The following is a 17,912-nucleotide window of genomic DNA, read 5'->3' as shown; positions in this document are numbered from 1 at the left end:
TCGTGGGGTGGCGTGGGGTGTTGAGGGGTACGCCGGGGGCGGGACAGGGGCAGCTGCCCCGCCGCCGGAGCTTCAGTGGGACCGGTTCTTCGGGGCGGGTTTGAGGGTCCTCGGGGTGGCTTTCGGGGCGGTTGAGCTGCGGACGACGAGCGTCGTCGGCAGCACCTGCGGGGCGTCCGGCAGCGGCGTGCCGCCGAAGTACCCCATCAGCATCCGGGCTGCGGCCTGACCCATCTGGCGCATCGGCTGATGCACCGTGGTCAGCGGCGGCTCGGTGTGCTCGGCGTACGGGATGTCGTCGAAGCCGATGACCGACACGTCGTTCGGCACGTTCCGCCCGGTCTCCCGGACGGCCTGGATGGCGCCGCCCGCGGACAGGTCGTTGTGCGCGAACACCGCGTCGAACTCCAGCCGCTCGCCGAGCGCGTACTGGACGCCGCGGCGTCCGCTCTCGTGGGTGAAGTCGCCTTCGAACACGAGTCTCGGGTCGAGCTCGAGGCCGGCCTCCGCATAGGTGTCGCGGAAACCGTCCAGGCGTTCGTGGGTGCAACCGAAGCGCTCGACGCCGGTGATCACCAGTGGCCGGCGACGACCGAGCTCCAGCAGGTGCCGGGCGGCGGACTGCCCGCCGGCGTAGTTGGTGGTGCAGACGGACGGGAACTGCGGCCGGTTGTCCCGGTCGTCGATCAGCACGACCGGGAGGCCGCGCGCGTGCAACTGCTCGATGTAGGTGAGCGTGCCCTCCGGCTCGATCACCAGCAGGCCGTCGAACGACTGCGCCGAGACCTGGGACGCGAACTGGTGCATCGACTCCGCGCCCCGGTTGAAGGTGAACAGCAGCAGGCCGTAGCCCTCACTCTCGACGACGTCGACCGCGCCTTGCAGCACCTCGCCCATCCAGGGCCAGGTGAGCGACGGGACCAGCATTCCGACGATCCGGGTCCGGCCGCGGGCCAGTCCGACCGCGCGGGCGCTCGGCACGTAGCCGAGCTCGGCGATCACCTGCCGCACGCGCTCGGCGGTCCGCAGGTCCAGCTCGCCCTTGCCGTTGAGGACGCGTGACACGGTCGTCTTGCTGACGCCGGCACGGGCCGCGACATCGGCGATGGTGACGGACACGCTCACTCCCTTCGGGCGGTAGGGACCGGACGGAACCGGTTTCGGAAGCGGTTCCGTAGATCAAAGCCGAGTCGCCACGAGGCGTCAATCACGGACCGGTAACGAAACGGACCTTGATTCACGACCTGGAAGAAGCCCACCTCTTCCGTCCGGTGGGCGGCCGTGATGGACTCGGGGCAGGCGACGGGGCGTCCCGTCAGCTGTCCGGTCCGCGGTCTTGGTGAGGTGGGGATGGAAGTACGCCGGACGACGGTGCGGGACATGCGCCGGTCCAACCGCTCGGTGATCCTCACCAGCATCTATCGCGAAGGTCCGCTGAGCCGCCAGGAACTGACCGTCCGGACCTCGCTCAGCGCGGCCAGCGTGAGCAACCTGGTCGGCGAGCTGATCGCCGAAGGGGTGGTCGAGGAGGCCGGTTCGGTCGAGTCCGAGGGCGGCCGGCCGCGGGTGTTGTTGCGGGTGGCACCGACCTTCCGGTACGTCGCCGGCGCCGAGGTCGGTGAGACCCGGGTCCGGGTGGAGCTGTTCGACCTGGCGATGAACGTGCTCGCGCGGGCCGATCAGCCGATCAGCTCGCCGACGCCCGACGAGGTCGTCAAGCACGTCCTGGAGGGGCTTTCGGCCGTCGTCACCTCGTCCGGAGTCCGCCCGGAGCAGGTGCTCGGTCTGGGCGTCGCGGTGTCCGGTGTGGTCGAGGACAACGCGGTCGTGGACGCGCAGACGCTCGGGTGGAACGCCGTACCGCTCGCGAAGATGCTTGCTGAAGGCACCGATATCCCGATCCAGCTGGACAACGGCGCGAACATGCTCGGGCAGGCCGAGATGTGGTTCGGTGCCGGGCGCGGCGCGAGCGACGTGGTGGTCGCGCTGGTCGGCTCGGGTGTCGGCTCGGCCCTGGTGGCCGGTGGATCCAGCTATCGCGGTGCGCGCAGCAGCGCGGGCGAGTGGGGCCACATGACCATCGTGTACGGCGGCCGCAGGTGCCGATGCGGCGCGCTCGGATGCCTCGAGGCGTACGTCGGGGCAGAAGGCGTGCTGGACCGCTACCGCCAGGCCGGCGGGACCGTCGGTGCCGACGAAGAGACTGCGTTCGTCGAGCTGCTCGACACGGATTCGGAGCTCGCGGCAACGATCGTCGACGACACCATCGGCTACCTGGCCGCGGGTTTCGCGAACCTGGTGAATCTCGTCAACCCCGAGCGGATCGTGCTCGGCGGCTGGGCCGGACTGCTGCTCGGTGAACGGCACCTGGACACGTTGCGCGTCGAGGTCGGCAAGCACGCGCTGCGCCGGCCGTACGAGCAGGTCTCGATCGTCTTGTGCGAACTGGGTCGCGACGCCGTAGCACTCGGCGCCGCGACCCTCCCCGTAGTACGCCTGCTCCGCGACGGCGGAGCAGTTCGCTAGTTCGTTACACGGTCCACTTCTGGTTGGCGGCGCCGTTGCAGGTCCAGGTTTGCACTGGTGTGGCGTTGGCTGTGCTGCCGCCGGTGACGTCGAGGCACTTGTTGGCCTGTGGGTTCACCAGGTCTTGTCCGCCGGTGTAGTTCCATTGCTGGGCGCCGGTGCCGTTGCACGTCCAGAGCTGGACTTTCGCACCGTTGGCAACGGATCCGGCGTTCACGTCGAGACATTTGCCCAGGGCCCGGATGGTGCCGTCGCCCGGGCGTGTCCACTGCTGTGCGTTCGTACCGTTGCAGTCGTACAGCTGGACCGGCGTACCGTCGGCGGTGTTCGCGCCGGCCACGTCCAGGCACTTACCGCCCAGGCCGGTGATCTGTGATCCGGTGCCGCCGGAGCCGCCGAGCGTGGACACCCGGACGTAGTCGACGGTCATCGTCTGCGGGAACACCGTCGTGCTGTCGGGGTAGCCCGGCCAGTAGCCGCCGACCGCGACGTTCATGATCATGAAGAACGGGTGGTTGTACACCCAGGTGCGGCCACCGAGGTCGGCCGGCGTACGGCGCTGGTACTGCACACCGTCGACGTACCAGGTGATCGAGTCCGGCGCCCAGTCGACGGTGAAGGTGTGGAAGTCGTCGGCGAACGACCAGCCGTTCGGATGGTTGTACGCGGCACCGATCCCGTCGGCGCCGGAGTACCCCGGACCGTGGATCGTGCCGTGCACGGTGGCCGGCTCGCGGCCGATGTTCTCCATGATGTCGATCTCGCCGTCGTTCGGCCAGTTCAGGCCGCCGAGCATCCAGAACGCGGGCCAGATCCCCTGTCCGCGGGGGATCTTGATCCGGGCCTCGAAACGCCCGTACGTCTGGGTGAACGTCTGCGCGGTGAGCAACCGGGCCGAGGTGTACTGGCAGGGCCCGTAGTGGCACTGGTAGCCGCCCTCCTTCCGGGCGGTGATCACCAGGTTGCCGTTGCCGTCCAGGGCGGAGTTGCGGGTGCTGTCGGTGTAGTACTGCATCTCGTTGTTGCCCCAGCCGTTGCCACCGATGTCGTAGCGCCACTTGTTGGGGTCGGGGGCCTGGCCGGCCGGGCCGTCGAAGTTGTCCTCCCAGATCGTCGCGGTGGTCGCGGCGGAGGCCTGTTGGTGCCCGCCGGCCGCGGGCTGGAGGATGGCGGTGCCGACGAGTGCGGCGCCGATCGCGACGAGCGCGAACATGCGGGAACGCTTCATGAGTACCTCATTTCTCGGGGCGTCTGAATGAGGACGGGATTGGGCGGAAGCGTGCCGTGAGAACGCTCTCAGGTCAACCCCGGGACTAAATCCACAAGCTGAAAAAAGTCTCGCCTGAGCCGTTGACACGGCTGTGTACGGATGGTTGTCTCATGGTGACCAGCTGTTGCGGCGCGGGCAGACGCCGTCAACGTGTACCGCCCCGAACTCCCCGTATCTCCAGGGATTCCCCCGTTCCGCCGGGGATCCGCAACGCTAGGGAGAACCGCCCCATGCCCGCGATACCGCCTGCCCTACTGCCCGCCAAACGTCTCCTGCCGGTCGCGGTCGCCGCGCTCTGCGTGGCCGCCGCCGGGCTCGGCCTCGGCACGGCTCCACCCGCCTCCGCCGCAGCGTCCGGTACTGCTGCCGGTGAGCAGGTCAACATCTGGCTGACCACCACCAACGACTCCGGCGGCCGCAACGTGACCCGGGGCCTGCAGCAGCAGACCCCGGTGAACTTCGGCCCGGCCGGCGGGACGGCCGACCAGACCGTCACGGTCAACGAGAACACGACGTACCAGTCCTTCGAAGGCGGCGGCGCCTCGTTCGCCGACAGCTCCGCGTGGTTGCTGAACAGCAGCGGCGTGATCTCGGCCGCGACCCGCGACCAGGTGATGCGCGACCTGTTCGACCCGGTGAACGGGATCGGCCTCGCGTTCGTCCGCAACCCGATGGGCGCCTCCGACCTCGCCCGCTTCAACTACTCCTACGACGACACCTGCTGCGATCTGAACGATTTCAGCATCCAGCACGACCTCACCGACGTCATACCGCTCACCAAACAGGCGCGGCAGCTCAACCCGGCGCTGAAGGTGATGGGCTCCCCGTGGAGCGCACCGGCGTGGATGAAGGACAACAACGACTTCGTCCACCGCGGCTGGCTGAAGTGGGAGTATGCGCCGACGTACGCGCAGTACTTCGTCAAGTACCTGCAGCAGAACGAGGCCCAGGGCAACCACATCGACTACATCTCGGTGCAGAACGAGCCGACCTGCTGCGGTACCGACGCCACGGGGTACGCATCGATGAACTGGAACGGCTCCGGGCTGCTCGAGTTCACCAAGAACAACCTGATGCCCGCGCTGCAGGCGGCCGGGCTGACCACCAAGGTGCTGATCCTCGACTACAACTGGGGCAACTACAACGACCTCGGTTCGGTGCCGATCGCGGACGCCGCGCTGCGCAACCACCCGAACTTCGGCGGCATCGCCTGGCACGGGTACGGCGGCGACGTGAACCTGCAGACCCAGGTGCACAACCAGTACCCGGACGTCAACGCGTACATGACCGAGCACTCCGGCGGAACGTGGATCGCGAACCAGCAGGCCGAGGACATGAACAACCTGATCGACTACACCCGCAACTGGGACAAGTCGTGGGTCAAGTGGGGCATCGCGCTGGACGAGAGCCACCTGCCGTACGTCGGTGCCGGCTGCAACGTGTGTACCGGGCTGGTGACGGTGCACCGCAACGACAGCCAGCGTGGGCAGGTGACCAAGACCGTCGAGTACTACACGATGGGCCACCTGACGAAGTTCGTGAAGCCGGGCGCGCTGCGGATCGACTCGACCGCGAACAGCGCGGTGAAGAACGTCGCCTGGAAGAACCCGGACGGTTCGAAGGCGCTGATTGCCTACAACACCACGGGGAGCTCGCAGTCCGTGCGCGTGAACTGGGGATCGCAGTCGTTCGTCTACACACTGCCGACCAAGACGTCCGCGACCTTCACCTGGTCCGGCACGCAGAGCGGCGGTGGTGGTGGCGATGGTCAGATCACCGGGCTGGGCGGCAAGTGCGTGGACGTCGCCGGCGCGAACTCCGCTGACGGTACCGCGGTCCAGCTGTACGACTGCAACGGTACGGCGGCCCAGCAGTGGTCGCGTCCCGGTGACGGGACCGTGCGCGCACTGGGCAAGTGCTTGGACGTCTCGGGTGGATCCGTGGCGAACGGCGCGCGCGTGCAGCTGTGGACGTGCAACGGCAGCGGCGCCCAGCAATGGAACTACACGTCCGGCCGCGACCTGGTGAACCCACAGGCGAACAAGTGCCTGGACGTCAAGGACAACACCTCCGCCAACGGCACTCCCTTGCAGTTGTGGAGCTGTACCGGCGCGGCCAACCAGAAGTGGAGCATCTCATGAAACGGCTACTCGTAGCGGGGGCGACTCTTGCGCTCGGGCTGACGTTGGCGGCGCCGGCCCTGCCGGCGCAGGCAGCCACGGGTGCGGTCACCGGGCTGGCGGGCAAGTGCATGGATGTCGCCGGAGCGAATGCCGCGGACGGTACGACGGTGCAGCTGTACGACTGCAACGGTACGAACGCGCAGCAGTGGACGCGGTCCGGCGATGGGACTGTGCGTGCCCTGGGCAAGTGTTTGGACGTGTCGGGCGGATCCGTGTCCAATGGTGCGCGGGTGCAGCTGTGGACCTGTAACGGCAGCGGCGCCCAGCAATGGACCTACACGTCCGGCCGCGATCTGGTGAACCCGCAGGCGGACAAGTGCCTCGATGTCACGGGCAACAATTCCGCGAACAGTACGCCGTTGCAGTTGTGGAGCTGCACCGGTGCGGCCAATCAGAAGTGGAACGTGCCCGCGGCCGACGACGGCCCGCCGCCCACGGGCGGTGCGCCGATGGCGGCGGCGCCGTACCTCTATCAGGGCTGGGGGAGCCCCCTGAACCCGGTGACCGTGATGAACGCGACCGGCGTCAAGTGGTTCACGATGGCGTTCATCCTGTCCAACGGCTACTGCAACCCGATGTGGGACGGGCAGCGGCCGCTGACCGGCGGCGTCGACCAGCAGGCCCTCAACGCGATCCGGTCCAACGGCGGCGACGTCGTGGTCTCGGTCGGCGGGTGGTCCGGCAACAAGCTCGGGGAGAGCTGCGGTTCCGCGGGTGAGCTGGCGGCGGCGTACCAGAAGGTGATCAACGCGCTGTCGCTGAAGGCGTTCGACGTGGACATCGAGGCGACCGAGTTCAGCAACGCCACCGTCCGGCAGCGGGTGATCGACGCACTCAAGATCGTCGAGCAGAACAACCCCGGCATCGCGACGTACCTGACCTTCGGAACCACCACGTCCGGGCCGGACGCGAACGGCCAGGACCTGATCCGGCGCGGCGCGGCCTCCGGGCTGAACCTGGACGGCTGGGTGATCATGCCGTTCGACTTCGGCGGCGGCTCGAACAACATGGGCGCGCTGACCCGGCAGGCGGCCGACGGCCTGAAGAACCAGGTGAAATCGGCGTACGGGCTGAGCGACGACGCGGCGTACCGGAAAATCGGCATCTCATCGATGAACGGGCTGACCGACGTCGCCGGTGAGCGCGTCAACCTGTCCGACTTCGAGTCGATGCTGTCCTACGCCTCGGAGCACCACCTGGCGCGGTTCACGTTCTGGTCGGTCAACCGCGACCGCCCCTGCACGGGCGGGCCGGCCGACAGCTGCTCCGGTATCCCGCAGAACGCTTGGGACTTCACCAAGGTGATCGGGCGGTACCGCGGGTAGGCGGATCTGCAGGCCATCACAACCGGCCGGCGGCGGTGCATCCCCACGGGCGCCCGCCGTCGGCTGTGCGTTGTGATGGCCTGCGGATCCGGGCTGGTTTGACCCTCCGGTTACCGGAGGGTGGAAGCTTGGGGCATGACGGCCACGGTGACTGTGGGGGAGTTCTCCCGACTGACTCATCTCAGCGTGAAGACGCTGCACCACTACCACGACATCGGCCTGCTCGCGCCGGTCTCGATCGACGCCTCGTCCGGCTACCGCCGGTACGGGACCGACCAGGTCGACGTGGCCCTGCTGATCAGACGGCTGCGGGAGTTGCGGATGCCGTTGGCCGACGTACGGGCGGTGGTCGAGGCCGCCGACGGTCCGGCGCGCGAGGAGACGCTGCGAGCGCACCTCGAGCGGATGGAGCAAGAGCTCGCGCACACCCGTGAGGTGGTTGCCTCGCTGCGTGAGCTGCTGACTCCGGGGCGTCCGGTGCTCGACGTGCAGTACCGGTTCATCCCACCGTTCCGCGCGTACGGCGTCTCGGGGCATGTCGTTCGCGACGAGATCGGGCCGTGGTGCGACTACGCCTTCGGCAAGCTGAACGCGATCGGCGGCGACCTCCAGGTGACCGCCGGCGCGACGTACAGCGACGAGTTCTTCACCGATGACGCCGGTGCGGTGGTCGCGTTTGTGCCGGTCGCCCCGGATCAGCAGCCGGTCGCCGGCGTCGACCTCGTCGACATCCCCGGCGGCTACTTCGCGATCGCCGTCCACGCCGGCCCGATGACCGACTTCGACCGCACGTACGGCGGCCTCGGCAGCCACGTCGCGGAGTACTGCGAGGTCGCGCCCGGGCCGATCCGTGAGCTGTATCCGATCGGCCCGGGGGACGTCCCCGATCCGGCCGACTACCGCACCGAGATCTGCTGGCCGATCCGGCGGATCCCTGTACCGAAAGGCTGAACCATGTCTGTAGCGCTCGAGAGCATCGCCTTCGACTGTGCCGATGCGGCGAGTTTGGCGACCTTCTGGGCCGGCGTGCTGTCGTCCGAGGTCGATGCTGACAGCAACGAATTCTTCGCGACCGTGAACCGTGCGGCGGACGGTCCGACACTGATGTTCCTGCAGGTCCCCGAGCCGCGCACCGGCAAGAACCGCCTGCATGTCGACCTGGTCGCCGCCGACTGGGCCGCCGAGGTCGACCGCCTCGTGGGGCTGGGCGCCGAACGCGTAGCGGAGCACGACGAGTACGGCGTGCACTGGATCACGCTGGCCGACCCCGAAGGCAACGTCTTCGACCTCGCCGAGCACAAGGAATGAGCCCGTTCGGACAGACCGAGCCGTCGGCCGGGGCATTGCCACGCGCCGGTGCGGAGAGGAGGGTGAGAGGTACCGGCAGCGCCGCCGGGGCGCTGCCCTGAGCGTAAAGGGGGGTGGATCGTGTACGCGCGTTCCACCACGGTCACTGCCGCGCCGGCGTCGGTCGATGCCGGCATCATGCAGGTGCGCGACGAGGTGATGCCGAGACTGCTGGAGATGGACGGCTGTATCGGCCTGTCCATGATCGTCGACCGGGAGTCCGGCCGGTGCATCGCGACCAGCGCCTGGCAGTCGGAAGAGTCGATGCGGGCCACCGACTCCGAGCTCCGTCCGGTCCGGTCGCGGGTTGCGGAGCTGATGGGCGGCGGTGAACCGCAGGTCGAGGAGTGGGAGATCGCGGTCCTGCACCGTGACCACAAGTCAGGACCCGGCGCGTGTGTCCGGGCGACCTGGGTGCAGATCGATCCGGCGGTGATGGACCGCTCGATCGACGTGTACCGGATGGCGTCACTGCCCCGGATCGAAGACCTGTCCGGCTTCTGCAGCGCCAGCCTGCTCGTCGACCGCAGCAGCGGCCGCACGGTGTCGTCGATCACCTACGACAGCCGCGAGGCCATGGACAGCACGCGCGAGGCGGCCGCCTCGATGCGTGCCGCCATCGCCAAGGACGTCGGCGCCGAGGTTCTCGACGTCGGCGAGTTCGAACTGGCCATCGCGCACCTGCGCGTCCCCGAACTCACCTGACCTCGATCAGGGGGCGTGACCGAACGCAGCCGTGAACGCGTCGCGGAACAGCTCGGTCAGTGCGGGCTCGCCGTCACCGGCCGCCCAACGCAGCAGGGCAGTGTGCGTGACTCCGAGTACGGCGCTCGCCGCCGCGCGGGCGTCGTACTCGAGGCCGGGATCGACCGCACGAACAAACGCCTCCTGCAACCGGAACTGACTGTCCAGGTGCCGGGCCTGTAATGCGGGGGTGTCGATCATCAGCCGGAGGCGGGCGAGGAGCAGGTCGTGTTCGGTCGCGACAGCCCGGTCCAGGATGGCCAACACGACGCGCCCAATCCGATCCGCGAGCAAGCCCCCACCCCCGAGCGACCCACCACCCGCGCCAGAGCCGCCACCCGCGCGCGAGCCGCCACCCGCGTGAGAGTCGCCGTCCGCGTGCGAGTCGCGGTCCGCGAGTTCCTCCGGAGGCCTACAGCTCGGCGTCGCCTGATTCTGCGTCGCTGGAGTCTGTGCCGCCTGCTGTGCCGCCTGCTGTGTCGCCTGATTCTGGGTCAGCGGATTCGGAGTCCAGGAAGAGTTGGACGTTGGGGTGGGTGCGTAGCGCAGTACCCGGATAGTTCGGGTCGATGGGCCGGGTCAGGGTGTCGTGCACGGCCTGGCGTTTGACGGTGCCGGGGACCGAGCCGATGACCGCGTGGGCGTTCAGCAGGCGGGGGATGGTGACGGTGACGGCGTGCGTGGGCACGTCGTCCAGGTCGGCGAAGTTGCCCTCGTCCACCTGTTGGCGGCGGCTGATCTCGTCCAGCGCAACGACCTTCGCGGCGCGCGGATCGGCGAAGTCGGCCGGTGGGTCGTTGAAGGCGAGGTGGCCGTTCACCCCCAGGCCGAGCAGCACCAGGTCGAACGGTTCACTGCCCATCAGTACTTCGTAGTCGCGCGCCGCCGCCTCCGCGTCACTGCCGGGATCGAGCGGACGAAACGTTGCCTGCGGCACCTTGTCGGTGAAGTTCCGGCGTAACCAGTTCCGGAAGCCCTGCGGCGCGTCCGCCGCGAGCCCGACGTACTCGTCCATGTGGAAGCACTCCACCTTGCTCCAGTCGACGTCGGGCTCGACCGCCAGTGCGGCCAGCGTCGCCGCCTGACTGGGCGCTGCCGCCAGCATCAGACGAGCCCGCCCGGTGGACGCGATCGCCTCCCGGACACGTTCGGCCGCCGCGGCCGCCGCAGCGCGACCAAGGTCGACACGGGTCGGGTAGGTGCTGACGTGCGGCATGCGGTCGATCCCGACTGTCATGCAGGACTCCTCCGGAAGCATGGCAAAGGTTTGCGCATCAATCCTGACTCAAGCGACGCGCGGACGCCAGAACTCGTTGACTACAACGAACCGCGAGCCTACTGTATGTCGACAAGTTGGCAAAGGTTTGCACAAATCCCTCTTCCCGGCACCGCGACTCGGCTGACCGTAGGCTCCGAGCGCAGGCTGGGCGTGGTGACTCGAGACCGGTAGGTGCCCTGACCCGCGAACCGGGAGGGACGATGACGAGACGGACGCGCGCGACCACGCTCAAGGACGTCGCCGAGGCGGCCGGGGTATCGATCTCGACGGTCTCCCGGGTCTTCTCGACGCCGGGGCGGATCTCGCCGGAAACCGCGGACCGGGTCAAGGAAGTCGCCCGTCGACTACGGTTCTCGCCGAACGTGATGGCTCGGTCGCTGATCACCGGCACCGCGCCCAACGTCGGCCTGGTGGTCCCGGACATCTCGAACCCGTACATGACCACCCTGCTCAAGGCTGCGCAGAAGGTGTCGCGATCGCATCGGATCGGGGTGTTCGTCGCAGACACGGACGACGACGCGGACATCGAGCGACATGTGTGTGAACAGTTCGCGCAGCAGACCCGGGGCGTCATCCTCTGCGCGCCGCGGATGACCGCGTCGCACATCCGCGAGATCGCGCAGCTGGTCCCGCTGGTGCTGGTCAACCGCGTGGTCGACGGGCTGCTGAGCGTCTACACCGACTCGCGCGCGGCGCTGCGAGAACTGATGGACGAACTGGTCGGCCTCGGCCACGAGCGCATCGCGTACCTTCCCGGGCCGGCCGGTTCCTGGTCGAACAAGCAACGCGCGCGAACCGTCACCGAGCGAGCCAAGACCCTCGGCGTCGAGCTGATCCGACTGGAACCGACCGCTGGCCTGCACGCCGACGGCGTCGACGCAGCCAGGACGGTGCTCGACTTCGGCGTCACAGCGGTGATGGCCTTCGACGACGTACTCGCGGCCGGCCTCGTGGAGGGACTCCGCCGACTCGGCAGATCGGTACCCGACGACGTCAGCGTCACCGGCCACGACGACATCCTCTCCGAACTCGTCCACCCGGGCCTCACCACCGTCACCGGCCAAAGCTCCCGCGTCGGCCAGCTGGCCGTGGCGCGCCTGTTGGAAACCCCCGGCCCCGCCGAAACAACACCGACCGAATCCATCGGCGTCAAAGCCACGGTCGTCCGCCGACGCTCAGTCGCCGCCCCGGATTCCCGCTCCACCTGAGTTCCCGCTCCACCTGAGTTCCCGCTCCACCTGAGGTCCCATCCGCCCGGAAGGATCACCATGCGCAAACTCGCAGCATCACTCGTCCCCCTCCTCACCTTCCTCCCCACCCCCGTCAAGACCACCCCCGTCAAGACCACCCCCGTCAAGACCACCCCCGTCAACACGACCCCCGCAGGCATCATCTCCGGCAACACCGCGGTTGCCGGCGGCACGTTCGCGGGTCCGCCGTTCGCGTACGGCGTTTACGACTCCGCCGTACTGCAGGACAAGCCCGCCGCCTACTGGCGACTCGATCGGTCGTCGTCCGGAGCCGAAACCTCGCTGCGCGGTGGTCTCCGCGGCACGTACTCCGGGACCCGATCCGCCACGACCTTGCCGGACGGCTCCGGCGCGACCGCCTTCGACGGTGCGACCGGGTACTTCGAGGTCCCGGACAATGCCGTACTCAGCCCGGCGACAACCGGCGAGTTCACCCTCGAAGCGTGGATGCGCCCAGACACGCTGAGCTTCCCGAACCAGCAGAGCAGCGGTTACGTGCACTGGATGGGCAAGGGCGAGCCGGATCACCACGAGTACGTGGCGCGGATGTACTCGTTCGAGAACAACGAAAACCGTCCCAATCGCATCTCCGGCTACCTGTTCAACGCCAGCGGCGGGCTCGGCGCCGGCTCGTACTTCCAGGACGCGGTGTCGACCGGCCAGTGGATCCACTACGTCCTGGTCATCAACGCCAACGCCAAGAGCGAGGCCTACCCGAACGGCTACACCAAGATCTACCGCGACGGCGTACTGCGCGACCAGGACGACCTGAGCATTCGCGGCCAGATCATCATCCCGTCCGACGGCTCAGCGCCCTTCCGCGTCGGCACCCGCGACTTCGGCTCCTGGTTCCAAGGCGCGGTGGGCAAGGTCGCCGTCTACAACGGAGAACTCGCCCCGACCCGCATCGCCGCCCACCACCAAGCCATGACCACCCCGCCCGGCCGACGACCCTGACCCGCCAGGCAACGAACAACCGCGGCACCAGACGACTGGTTCGTGTGGCGGTGGACCACCGCGTCGCCAGGCGACTGGTTCGTGTGACGGTGGACCACCGCGGCGCCAGGCTGACTCGTTGAGTTGAGGCAGCCAACCGTCGCGTCGCTATAAGGCTGGTTCGGGAAGCAGCGAACCCGGCGGCGCCAGACGACTGGTTCGTGTGACGGTGGACCACCGCGTCGCCAGGCTGACTCGTTGTGCGGTGTCAGGTTGTCAGGTAGGTGACGACGGCTCGGATGCGGCGGTTGTAGCCGGGGGAGTGGGAGAGGTCGAGTTTGTCGAAGATCGAGTTGACGTGTTTCTCCACGGCGCTCGGGCTGATGTAGAGCCGGTCGGCGATGCTCTGGTTGTTGTGGCCTTCGGCCATGGCGGCGAGGACTTCGCGTTCGCGGGTGGTGAGCCTCTCGAGAGGGTCGGTGTGCGTGGTGCGGGACAACAGTTGCCGGACAACCTCGGGATCCAGCGCCACCCCGCCTGAACCGACCCGCTCGAGCGCATCGAGGAACTCCTCCACCCGCATCACGCGGTCCTTCAGCAGATACCCGATCCGCTCCCGCCCGGAGGTGATCAGCTCACCGGCATACGACTTCTCGACGTACTGCGACAGGACGAGCACACCGACGCTCGGCCAGGACTCGCGGATCGCGAGCGCCGCTCGTAGCCCCTCGTCGGTATGCGTCGGCGGCATCCGAACGTCGACGCACACGACGTCAGGCGGCGCGCCAGCCGCAGCCGCCGTACGGACCGCGCGGACGAGCGCGTCACCGTCGCCCACCGCGTCGAGGACTTCATGACCTTCCTCGACGAGCAGGCGGATCAGCCCCTCGCGGAGCAGCGTCGAATCTTCGGCCAGGATCACGCGCATAGGAACTCCGCGCGGATCGTTGTGGGCCCGCCGCGCGGACTGGACACGGTGAGTCTGCCGTCGCTGGCGACAACCCGCCCGGCCAGTCCGCTCAACCCTCGACCGCTGACGTCGGCGCCGCCCACACCGTCGTCGGTGACGGTGACCAGCACACCGGGACGCTCGTCGTCGGCCGGGGTGGGAGTGACCGTGATGGCGATCTTGTTGGCCTGCGAGTGTTTGGCAGCGTTGGTCAGCGCCTCGGAGATCACGAAGTACGCCGCGGTCTCGACGCCGGCGGGCGGCCGCTCGGACAGGGTGTACTCCAGGCGGACGGGGATGCTGGAACGCTCGGTGAGCACGGCCAGCACCTCCCGCAGACCGAGCTTGTCGAGCGCGGTCGGGTACACGCGCCAGGCGACGTCGCGGAGGTCGACCAGCGCCAACTCGGCCTCCGCGTGGGCCTGGCGGACCAGGTCGTCCGCGAGGCTCGACTCCCGCGCCCGGCGAGCGCGGCTGAGCAGCAACCCGAGCGCGACCAGGCGCTGCTGCAGGCCGTCGTGCAGATCACGCTCGATCCGCCGGCGTTCCTCGTTGACCACCTCGACGACCTCGGCCCGGCTCACGGTTAGCTCGGAGATCCGTCGGGTCAGTGCCTCCTCCACTGACGGCGTGAGGTGGCGGCGCGCCAGCTTCACGTCGAGGTCGACGACACCGGCCAGGCCCATGACGTTGATGTACAGCAGTAGCGCGCCGGGGACTGTCGCGAGCATGAGCGTTTCGGTGGAGACGCGGTCGGCGCTCTCGATGTAGCCCCACGAGCCGTCGAACGCCCACGCGCTGACCATCGTCGCGGCGATGGCAAGGCCGTAGAGGAGCAGCAACACGACCAGGGCGCCGAGCGCGCCGATCGGCCAGCGTCTGAGCAGATACGCGAAGGCGGCGGAGTCGTCGTACGGCCCCAGGTCGTGGACCTGGTGGAACCGGCCGAGCCGCCGGACCTCCATCGCCGCCATCGACCGTGCACAGCGTTGGACGACCCGCTCGACGCGGCTGCGGGCGCGCGGGACGGCCACGACCGTGACCAGCGCGAGGACGGACAGGCCCACCAGCACGAGCTCGACCGGCGCCAGGGCCGAACCGGCCAGGAGGCCGGACAGACCTCTGGCGCTTCGTCGCACTAGCCCGGGACCTTGCCGCATGGCACGCAAGACTAGCGGGCACCTGAGCTGGAGAAACTGCGGTTTTCCTCAGTTCTGCACTGTGGAAAGCCTCTGGAAAAACGGCGGTCGGCCCCAGTGTTCCGACGGGTTCACAGACCTACCGTCGTTGGCATGTCGACGACGAATCGGGTGATGATGACCGCGCTACAGGCGACGCAGGAACCGACCGGCGGGGTGGCCGGCTGGGTGATCGAGCTCATGGAGCGCATGGGCCCGGTCGGCGCCGGCCTCGCGGTTGCTCTGGAGAACTTGTTTCCTCCGTTGCCGAGCGAGGTTGTCCTGCCACTGGCCGGGTTCGCCGCCTCGCGCGGCGACTTCGGGCTGGTCGCTGCGATCATCTGCACCACCCTCGGCTCCGTCATCGGCGCGCTCGCGCTCTACGGCGTGGGCGCCGCGCTCGGCCGTAATCGCACGCGTGCGATCGCCGAGAAGCTGCCACTGGTGAAGGTGGAGGACATCGACAAGGCAGAGCAGTGGTTCCTCCGGCACGGTCCGAAGGCGGTGCTGATCGGGCGGCTGGTCCCAGTGGTGCGCAGCATGATCTCGGTGCCGGCCGGCGTCGAGCGGATGGCGATTCTGCCGTTCCTGGCGCTGACCGCGACGGGCAGCCTGGTGTGGAACTCGTTGCTCATCCTCGCCGGCTATCAGCTCGGTGAGCGGTGGCACGTGGTGGAGTCATCGGTGGGGGTGTTCCAGAAGGTCGTGATCGCGGTCGCGGTGCTCGCGGTCGGATGGTTCGTCGTGGTCAAGCTTCGGGCGCGGCGTTCGAATGGTGAGAAAGTGCAGTAGGCGGCTCGACTTTGACTACGCTCGAGGCAGTTGCCACCGAGCTGTTCAGGAGATGGGTCAGATGCCGTCAGTCGCGTTCGAGTCGCAGGTCGTGCCGGAGCCACCGGTGTGGCCGCAGTCGGTGGTCACGCTGGTGGGGAATCCGCGCGCCGGTTCGAGGACAGCTGCCGCAGCAGCCTCTGTCGCGGAACTTCTCGCCTCCGAGCTCGGTACGCCGTACCGGATCGACGAGCTGATCGACCTGGTCACGATCGCGCCGGCGATCTTCCAGGGCGACCAGGCGGACGCCAACACCCAGGCGGCCCTGGCGAGCGCGATCGACCTGGTGTCGTCGGCCTCGCTGATCGTGGTCGCGACCCCCGTTTACAAAGGCAGCTACACCGGTCTCCTAAAGAGCTTCCTCGACGTCCTCCGCCCGTCCGCACTGGCCGGATCGGTCGTCGTTCCAGTGACGGTCTCTGCCGCGCCCAGCCACAAGCTCCTCGCCGACCAGCACCTCCGCCCCGTCCTAGCGGAGCTGGGCGCCACCGTCCCCGTCCCCGGCGTCATCCTCGAAGAGCGCGACCTCGAAGACCTCCAGGTAGTCCTCTCCACCTGGATCCGCGACAACGCCGGCGTCATCCAAGCAACCACCATCGCCCTCCGGCCCGTCCCCGAACCGACCCCAGCCCGCTGACCCCACCGAGTCATTCCGGCGGCTTCGACAGTGGGGCGGGTCGGGCGCGTTTGCGGGCGACGAGCAGCGGTAAACCTGCCGGGTTCGCGGGGGTGTGAACAGGAACCGGGGGGTGGTGACCGGTTATTTCCTGTGCAGCGGCCCCAGGCGGTGTTCACCGGCCCGGGAGGTGGCGGCTCGCGGGGTGGGCGGGGCGGATGAGGAGAGTGCGCGGCCTGCGGCGGTGGATCACGTGGGGGTGAGGCCGAGGATGGTGAAGCGGGTGGACAGGTCGGCTACCCAGGCGGAGGGCGTGCGGTGGTCCGGGAGCGGTACGCCGGACTCGCAGCGCCAGAGGGCGTCGGCGAGGGTGGTGCGTAGGTGCCAGGCCATGATGCGTTCGGCGGACAGCGGGCGGCCGGTGAGGGCTCGGTAGTGGGTTGAGGTGTACTGGAGGAGTTCGACTCCCGGTCCGGTGCCGGGGAAGGCGCGGAGGTCGTACTCGGGTTCGGCGGTGCCGGCGGTTTCGAAGTCAACGATGACTTGTAGTTCGTCGGCGTTCCAGACCTGGTTTCCGCCGTGAAGGTCGCCGTGGACCAGGACCTGTGGTGCGGGCGTGGCGAGTACTTCGTCGGTCCAGTCGCACCATCGCATCACTGCGGCAACCTGGTCCGGGCGGATCCAGCGGACGAACCCCTCGCGGATTGTCTCCGTGGTTGCGGGTTGCATCAGAGCAGGGGCCAGTTCGCCGGTGCTGTGCTCCACGCGGTCGAGTGTCGTTGGGTCGTGCAGCGCAGCGAGGAAGGTTGCCAGCTGTCGTCCGGCGTGGTTCCGGTCGATGGTGTCGACGATGTCGAACAGCGCCGTACCGTGGATGCGGCGAGTGACCAACAGCAGCGGATCAGTGCTGCTGGCAACGATCTCGGGTACGTACGGGACGCTCGGGAGGTCCGTCAACGCCTCAAGTACGTCGATCTCATGCGCTACCCGGAGCGCGGCCGGCCGTGACCAGGCGAACTTCGCGACGCACCGGTCTCCGACCATGGCGCTCGCTGCCCACCACTCCGGATCCTCTTCGCCGAACTTTTCCCGGACGCTGATCTCGTCGTCGGCCAGTTCGGGTGCGATCACCCGGAGTGCGTCGGTGACGGCCTGCGCAGAGCATTTGTCCAACCACCTCATACCAGCCATCCCACCACGCCCGCCCTGGCACCACCCACGCCCGGCGCGGCGCACCCCCGGCTAGATCGGCCTGTTGACGGGGGTGTCGACAGGTACTGGGGGCCTGGGACACGTTATTTCCTGTGCTCTGGGACCAGTTGGTGTTCATGCGCCCACCTGATGGCGTCGTGGGCGCGATGCGTGCAGGGGAAGGGCGAGCTGGTCGGGGGTGGGGACAGGATCTCGGGGCTGCGGACAGGATCTCGGGGGTGGGGACGGGATCTCGGGGGTGGGGACGGGATCTCGGGGGTGGGGAC

The 17,912-nt window shown here is 68.4% G+C and carries 17 protein-coding genes; 10 read left to right on the top strand and 7 right to left on the bottom strand.

Features of this window, described 5'->3' with window-relative positions; genetic code table 11:
- Positions 1 to 72 precede the first annotated feature (72 nt).
- Positions 73 to 1,119, bottom strand: coding sequence for a LacI family DNA-binding transcriptional regulator (locus tag AB0B82_RS23805; RefSeq protein ID WP_360172418.1), 1,047 nt, complete (start codon positions 1,117 to 1,119; stop codon positions 73 to 75).
- A 231-nt stretch (positions 1,120 to 1,350) separates the two neighbouring features.
- Here AB0B82_RS23805 and AB0B82_RS23800 point away from each other — a divergent pair, with 231 nt between their 5' ends.
- On the top strand, positions 1,351 to 2,526 hold the full coding sequence (locus AB0B82_RS23800; protein ID WP_360172415.1) for an ROK family transcriptional regulator: 1,176 nt from the start codon (positions 1,351 to 1,353) through the stop codon (positions 2,524 to 2,526).
- Between the two features lie 4 nt (positions 2,527 to 2,530).
- On the opposite strand, the gene AB0B82_RS23795 is transcribed toward AB0B82_RS23800, so the two are convergent.
- Positions 2,531 to 3,754: a lectin gene (locus AB0B82_RS23795; protein WP_360172412.1), complete on the bottom strand. Its 1,224-nt coding sequence runs from the start codon at positions 3,752 to 3,754 to the stop codon at positions 2,531 to 2,533.
- A 272-nt stretch (positions 3,755 to 4,026) separates the two neighbouring features.
- On the opposite strand from AB0B82_RS23795, the gene AB0B82_RS23790 reads away from it, so the two are divergent.
- From AB0B82_RS23790 to AB0B82_RS23770, 5 genes are all read left to right on the top strand, one after another.
- Complete coding sequence (locus AB0B82_RS23790) at positions 4,027 to 5,937, top strand: ricin-type beta-trefoil lectin domain protein (protein WP_360172409.1); 1,911 nt, start codon at positions 4,027 to 4,029, stop codon at positions 5,935 to 5,937.
- Positions 5,934 to 7,304, top strand: coding sequence for a ricin-type beta-trefoil lectin domain protein (locus tag AB0B82_RS23785; protein WP_360172406.1), 1,371 nt, complete (start codon positions 5,934 to 5,936; stop codon positions 7,302 to 7,304). Before AB0B82_RS23790 ends, AB0B82_RS23785 begins: the two co-directional genes overlap by 4 nt.
- A gap of 135 nt (positions 7,305 to 7,439) precedes the next feature.
- Complete coding sequence (locus AB0B82_RS23780) at positions 7,440 to 8,255, top strand: MerR family transcriptional regulator (RefSeq protein WP_360172403.1); 816 nt, start codon at positions 7,440 to 7,442, stop codon at positions 8,253 to 8,255.
- 3 nt (positions 8,256 to 8,258) lie between these two features.
- On the top strand, positions 8,259 to 8,612 hold the full coding sequence (locus AB0B82_RS23775) for a VOC family protein (RefSeq protein WP_360172400.1): 354 nt from the start codon (positions 8,259 to 8,261) through the stop codon (positions 8,610 to 8,612).
- Positions 8,613 to 8,732: 120 nt separating this feature from the next.
- Complete coding sequence (locus AB0B82_RS23770; RefSeq protein WP_360172398.1) at positions 8,733 to 9,356, top strand: hypothetical protein; 624 nt, start codon at positions 8,733 to 8,735, stop codon at positions 9,354 to 9,356.
- A 6-nt stretch (positions 9,357 to 9,362) separates the two neighbouring features.
- Here AB0B82_RS23770 and AB0B82_RS23765 read toward each other — a convergent pair whose 3' ends face one another.
- Positions 9,363 to 9,662: a hypothetical protein gene (locus AB0B82_RS23765; RefSeq protein ID WP_360172395.1), complete on the bottom strand. Its 300-nt coding sequence runs from the start codon at positions 9,660 to 9,662 to the stop codon at positions 9,363 to 9,365.
- Between the two features lie 145 nt (positions 9,663 to 9,807).
- Positions 9,808 to 10,632 carry a 6-phosphogluconolactonase gene (locus AB0B82_RS23760; RefSeq protein WP_360172392.1) on the bottom strand — a complete coding sequence of 275 codons (825 nt, stop codon included), beginning with the start codon at positions 10,630 to 10,632 and terminating at the stop codon, positions 9,808 to 9,810.
- Positions 10,633 to 10,874: 242 nt separating this feature from the next.
- Here AB0B82_RS23760 and AB0B82_RS23755 point away from each other — a divergent pair, with 242 nt between their 5' ends.
- Together AB0B82_RS23755 and AB0B82_RS23750 are read left to right on the top strand one after the other, a co-directional pair.
- Complete coding sequence (locus AB0B82_RS23755) at positions 10,875 to 11,882, top strand: LacI family DNA-binding transcriptional regulator (RefSeq protein WP_360172389.1); 1,008 nt, start codon at positions 10,875 to 10,877, stop codon at positions 11,880 to 11,882.
- Positions 11,883 to 11,942: 60 nt separating this feature from the next.
- Positions 11,943 to 12,881, top strand: a complete 939-nt coding sequence (locus AB0B82_RS23750) for a LamG domain-containing protein (protein WP_360172386.1) — start codon at positions 11,943 to 11,945, stop codon at positions 12,879 to 12,881.
- A gap of 247 nt (positions 12,882 to 13,128) precedes the next feature.
- Here the strand turns inward: AB0B82_RS23750 and AB0B82_RS23745 are convergent, their stop codons facing one another.
- Positions 13,129 to 13,788, bottom strand: a complete 660-nt coding sequence (locus AB0B82_RS23745; protein WP_360172383.1) for a response regulator transcription factor — start codon at positions 13,786 to 13,788, stop codon at positions 13,129 to 13,131.
- On the bottom strand, positions 13,779 to 14,948 hold the full coding sequence (locus tag AB0B82_RS23740; protein ID WP_360172380.1) for a histidine kinase: 1,170 nt from the start codon (positions 14,946 to 14,948) through the stop codon (positions 13,779 to 13,781). The genes AB0B82_RS23745 and AB0B82_RS23740 overlap by 10 nt, the downstream gene beginning before the upstream one ends.
- Positions 14,949 to 15,101: 153 nt before the next feature.
- On the opposite strand from AB0B82_RS23740, the gene AB0B82_RS23735 reads away from it, so the two are divergent.
- Together AB0B82_RS23735 and AB0B82_RS23730 are read left to right on the top strand one after the other, a co-directional pair.
- The gene (locus AB0B82_RS23735) at positions 15,102 to 15,779 is read left to right on the top strand and encodes a DedA family protein (protein WP_360172377.1); all 678 of its coding nucleotides are present in this window, start codon (positions 15,102 to 15,104) and stop codon (positions 15,777 to 15,779) included.
- A gap of 61 nt (positions 15,780 to 15,840) precedes the next feature.
- Positions 15,841 to 16,455 carry an NAD(P)H-dependent oxidoreductase gene (locus AB0B82_RS23730; protein ID WP_360172374.1) on the top strand — a complete coding sequence of 205 codons (615 nt, stop codon included), beginning with the start codon at positions 15,841 to 15,843 and terminating at the stop codon, positions 16,453 to 16,455.
- A 228-nt stretch (positions 16,456 to 16,683) separates the two neighbouring features.
- Here AB0B82_RS23730 and AB0B82_RS23725 read toward each other — a convergent pair whose 3' ends face one another.
- Positions 16,684 to 17,616 (bottom strand): aminoglycoside phosphotransferase family protein, encoded by a 933-nt coding sequence (locus tag AB0B82_RS23725; RefSeq protein WP_360172371.1) that lies wholly within the window; start codon positions 17,614 to 17,616, stop codon positions 16,684 to 16,686.
- Between the last annotated feature and the right edge of the window lie 296 nt (positions 17,617 to 17,912).

Origin of the sequence: Kribbella sp. NPDC048915, from assembly GCF_040649595.1 — a bacterium.
Classification (GTDB): Bacteria; Actinomycetota; Actinomycetes; order Propionibacteriales; family Kribbellaceae; genus Kribbella.
This window is presented reverse-complemented; position numbering and strand designations above follow the sequence as displayed.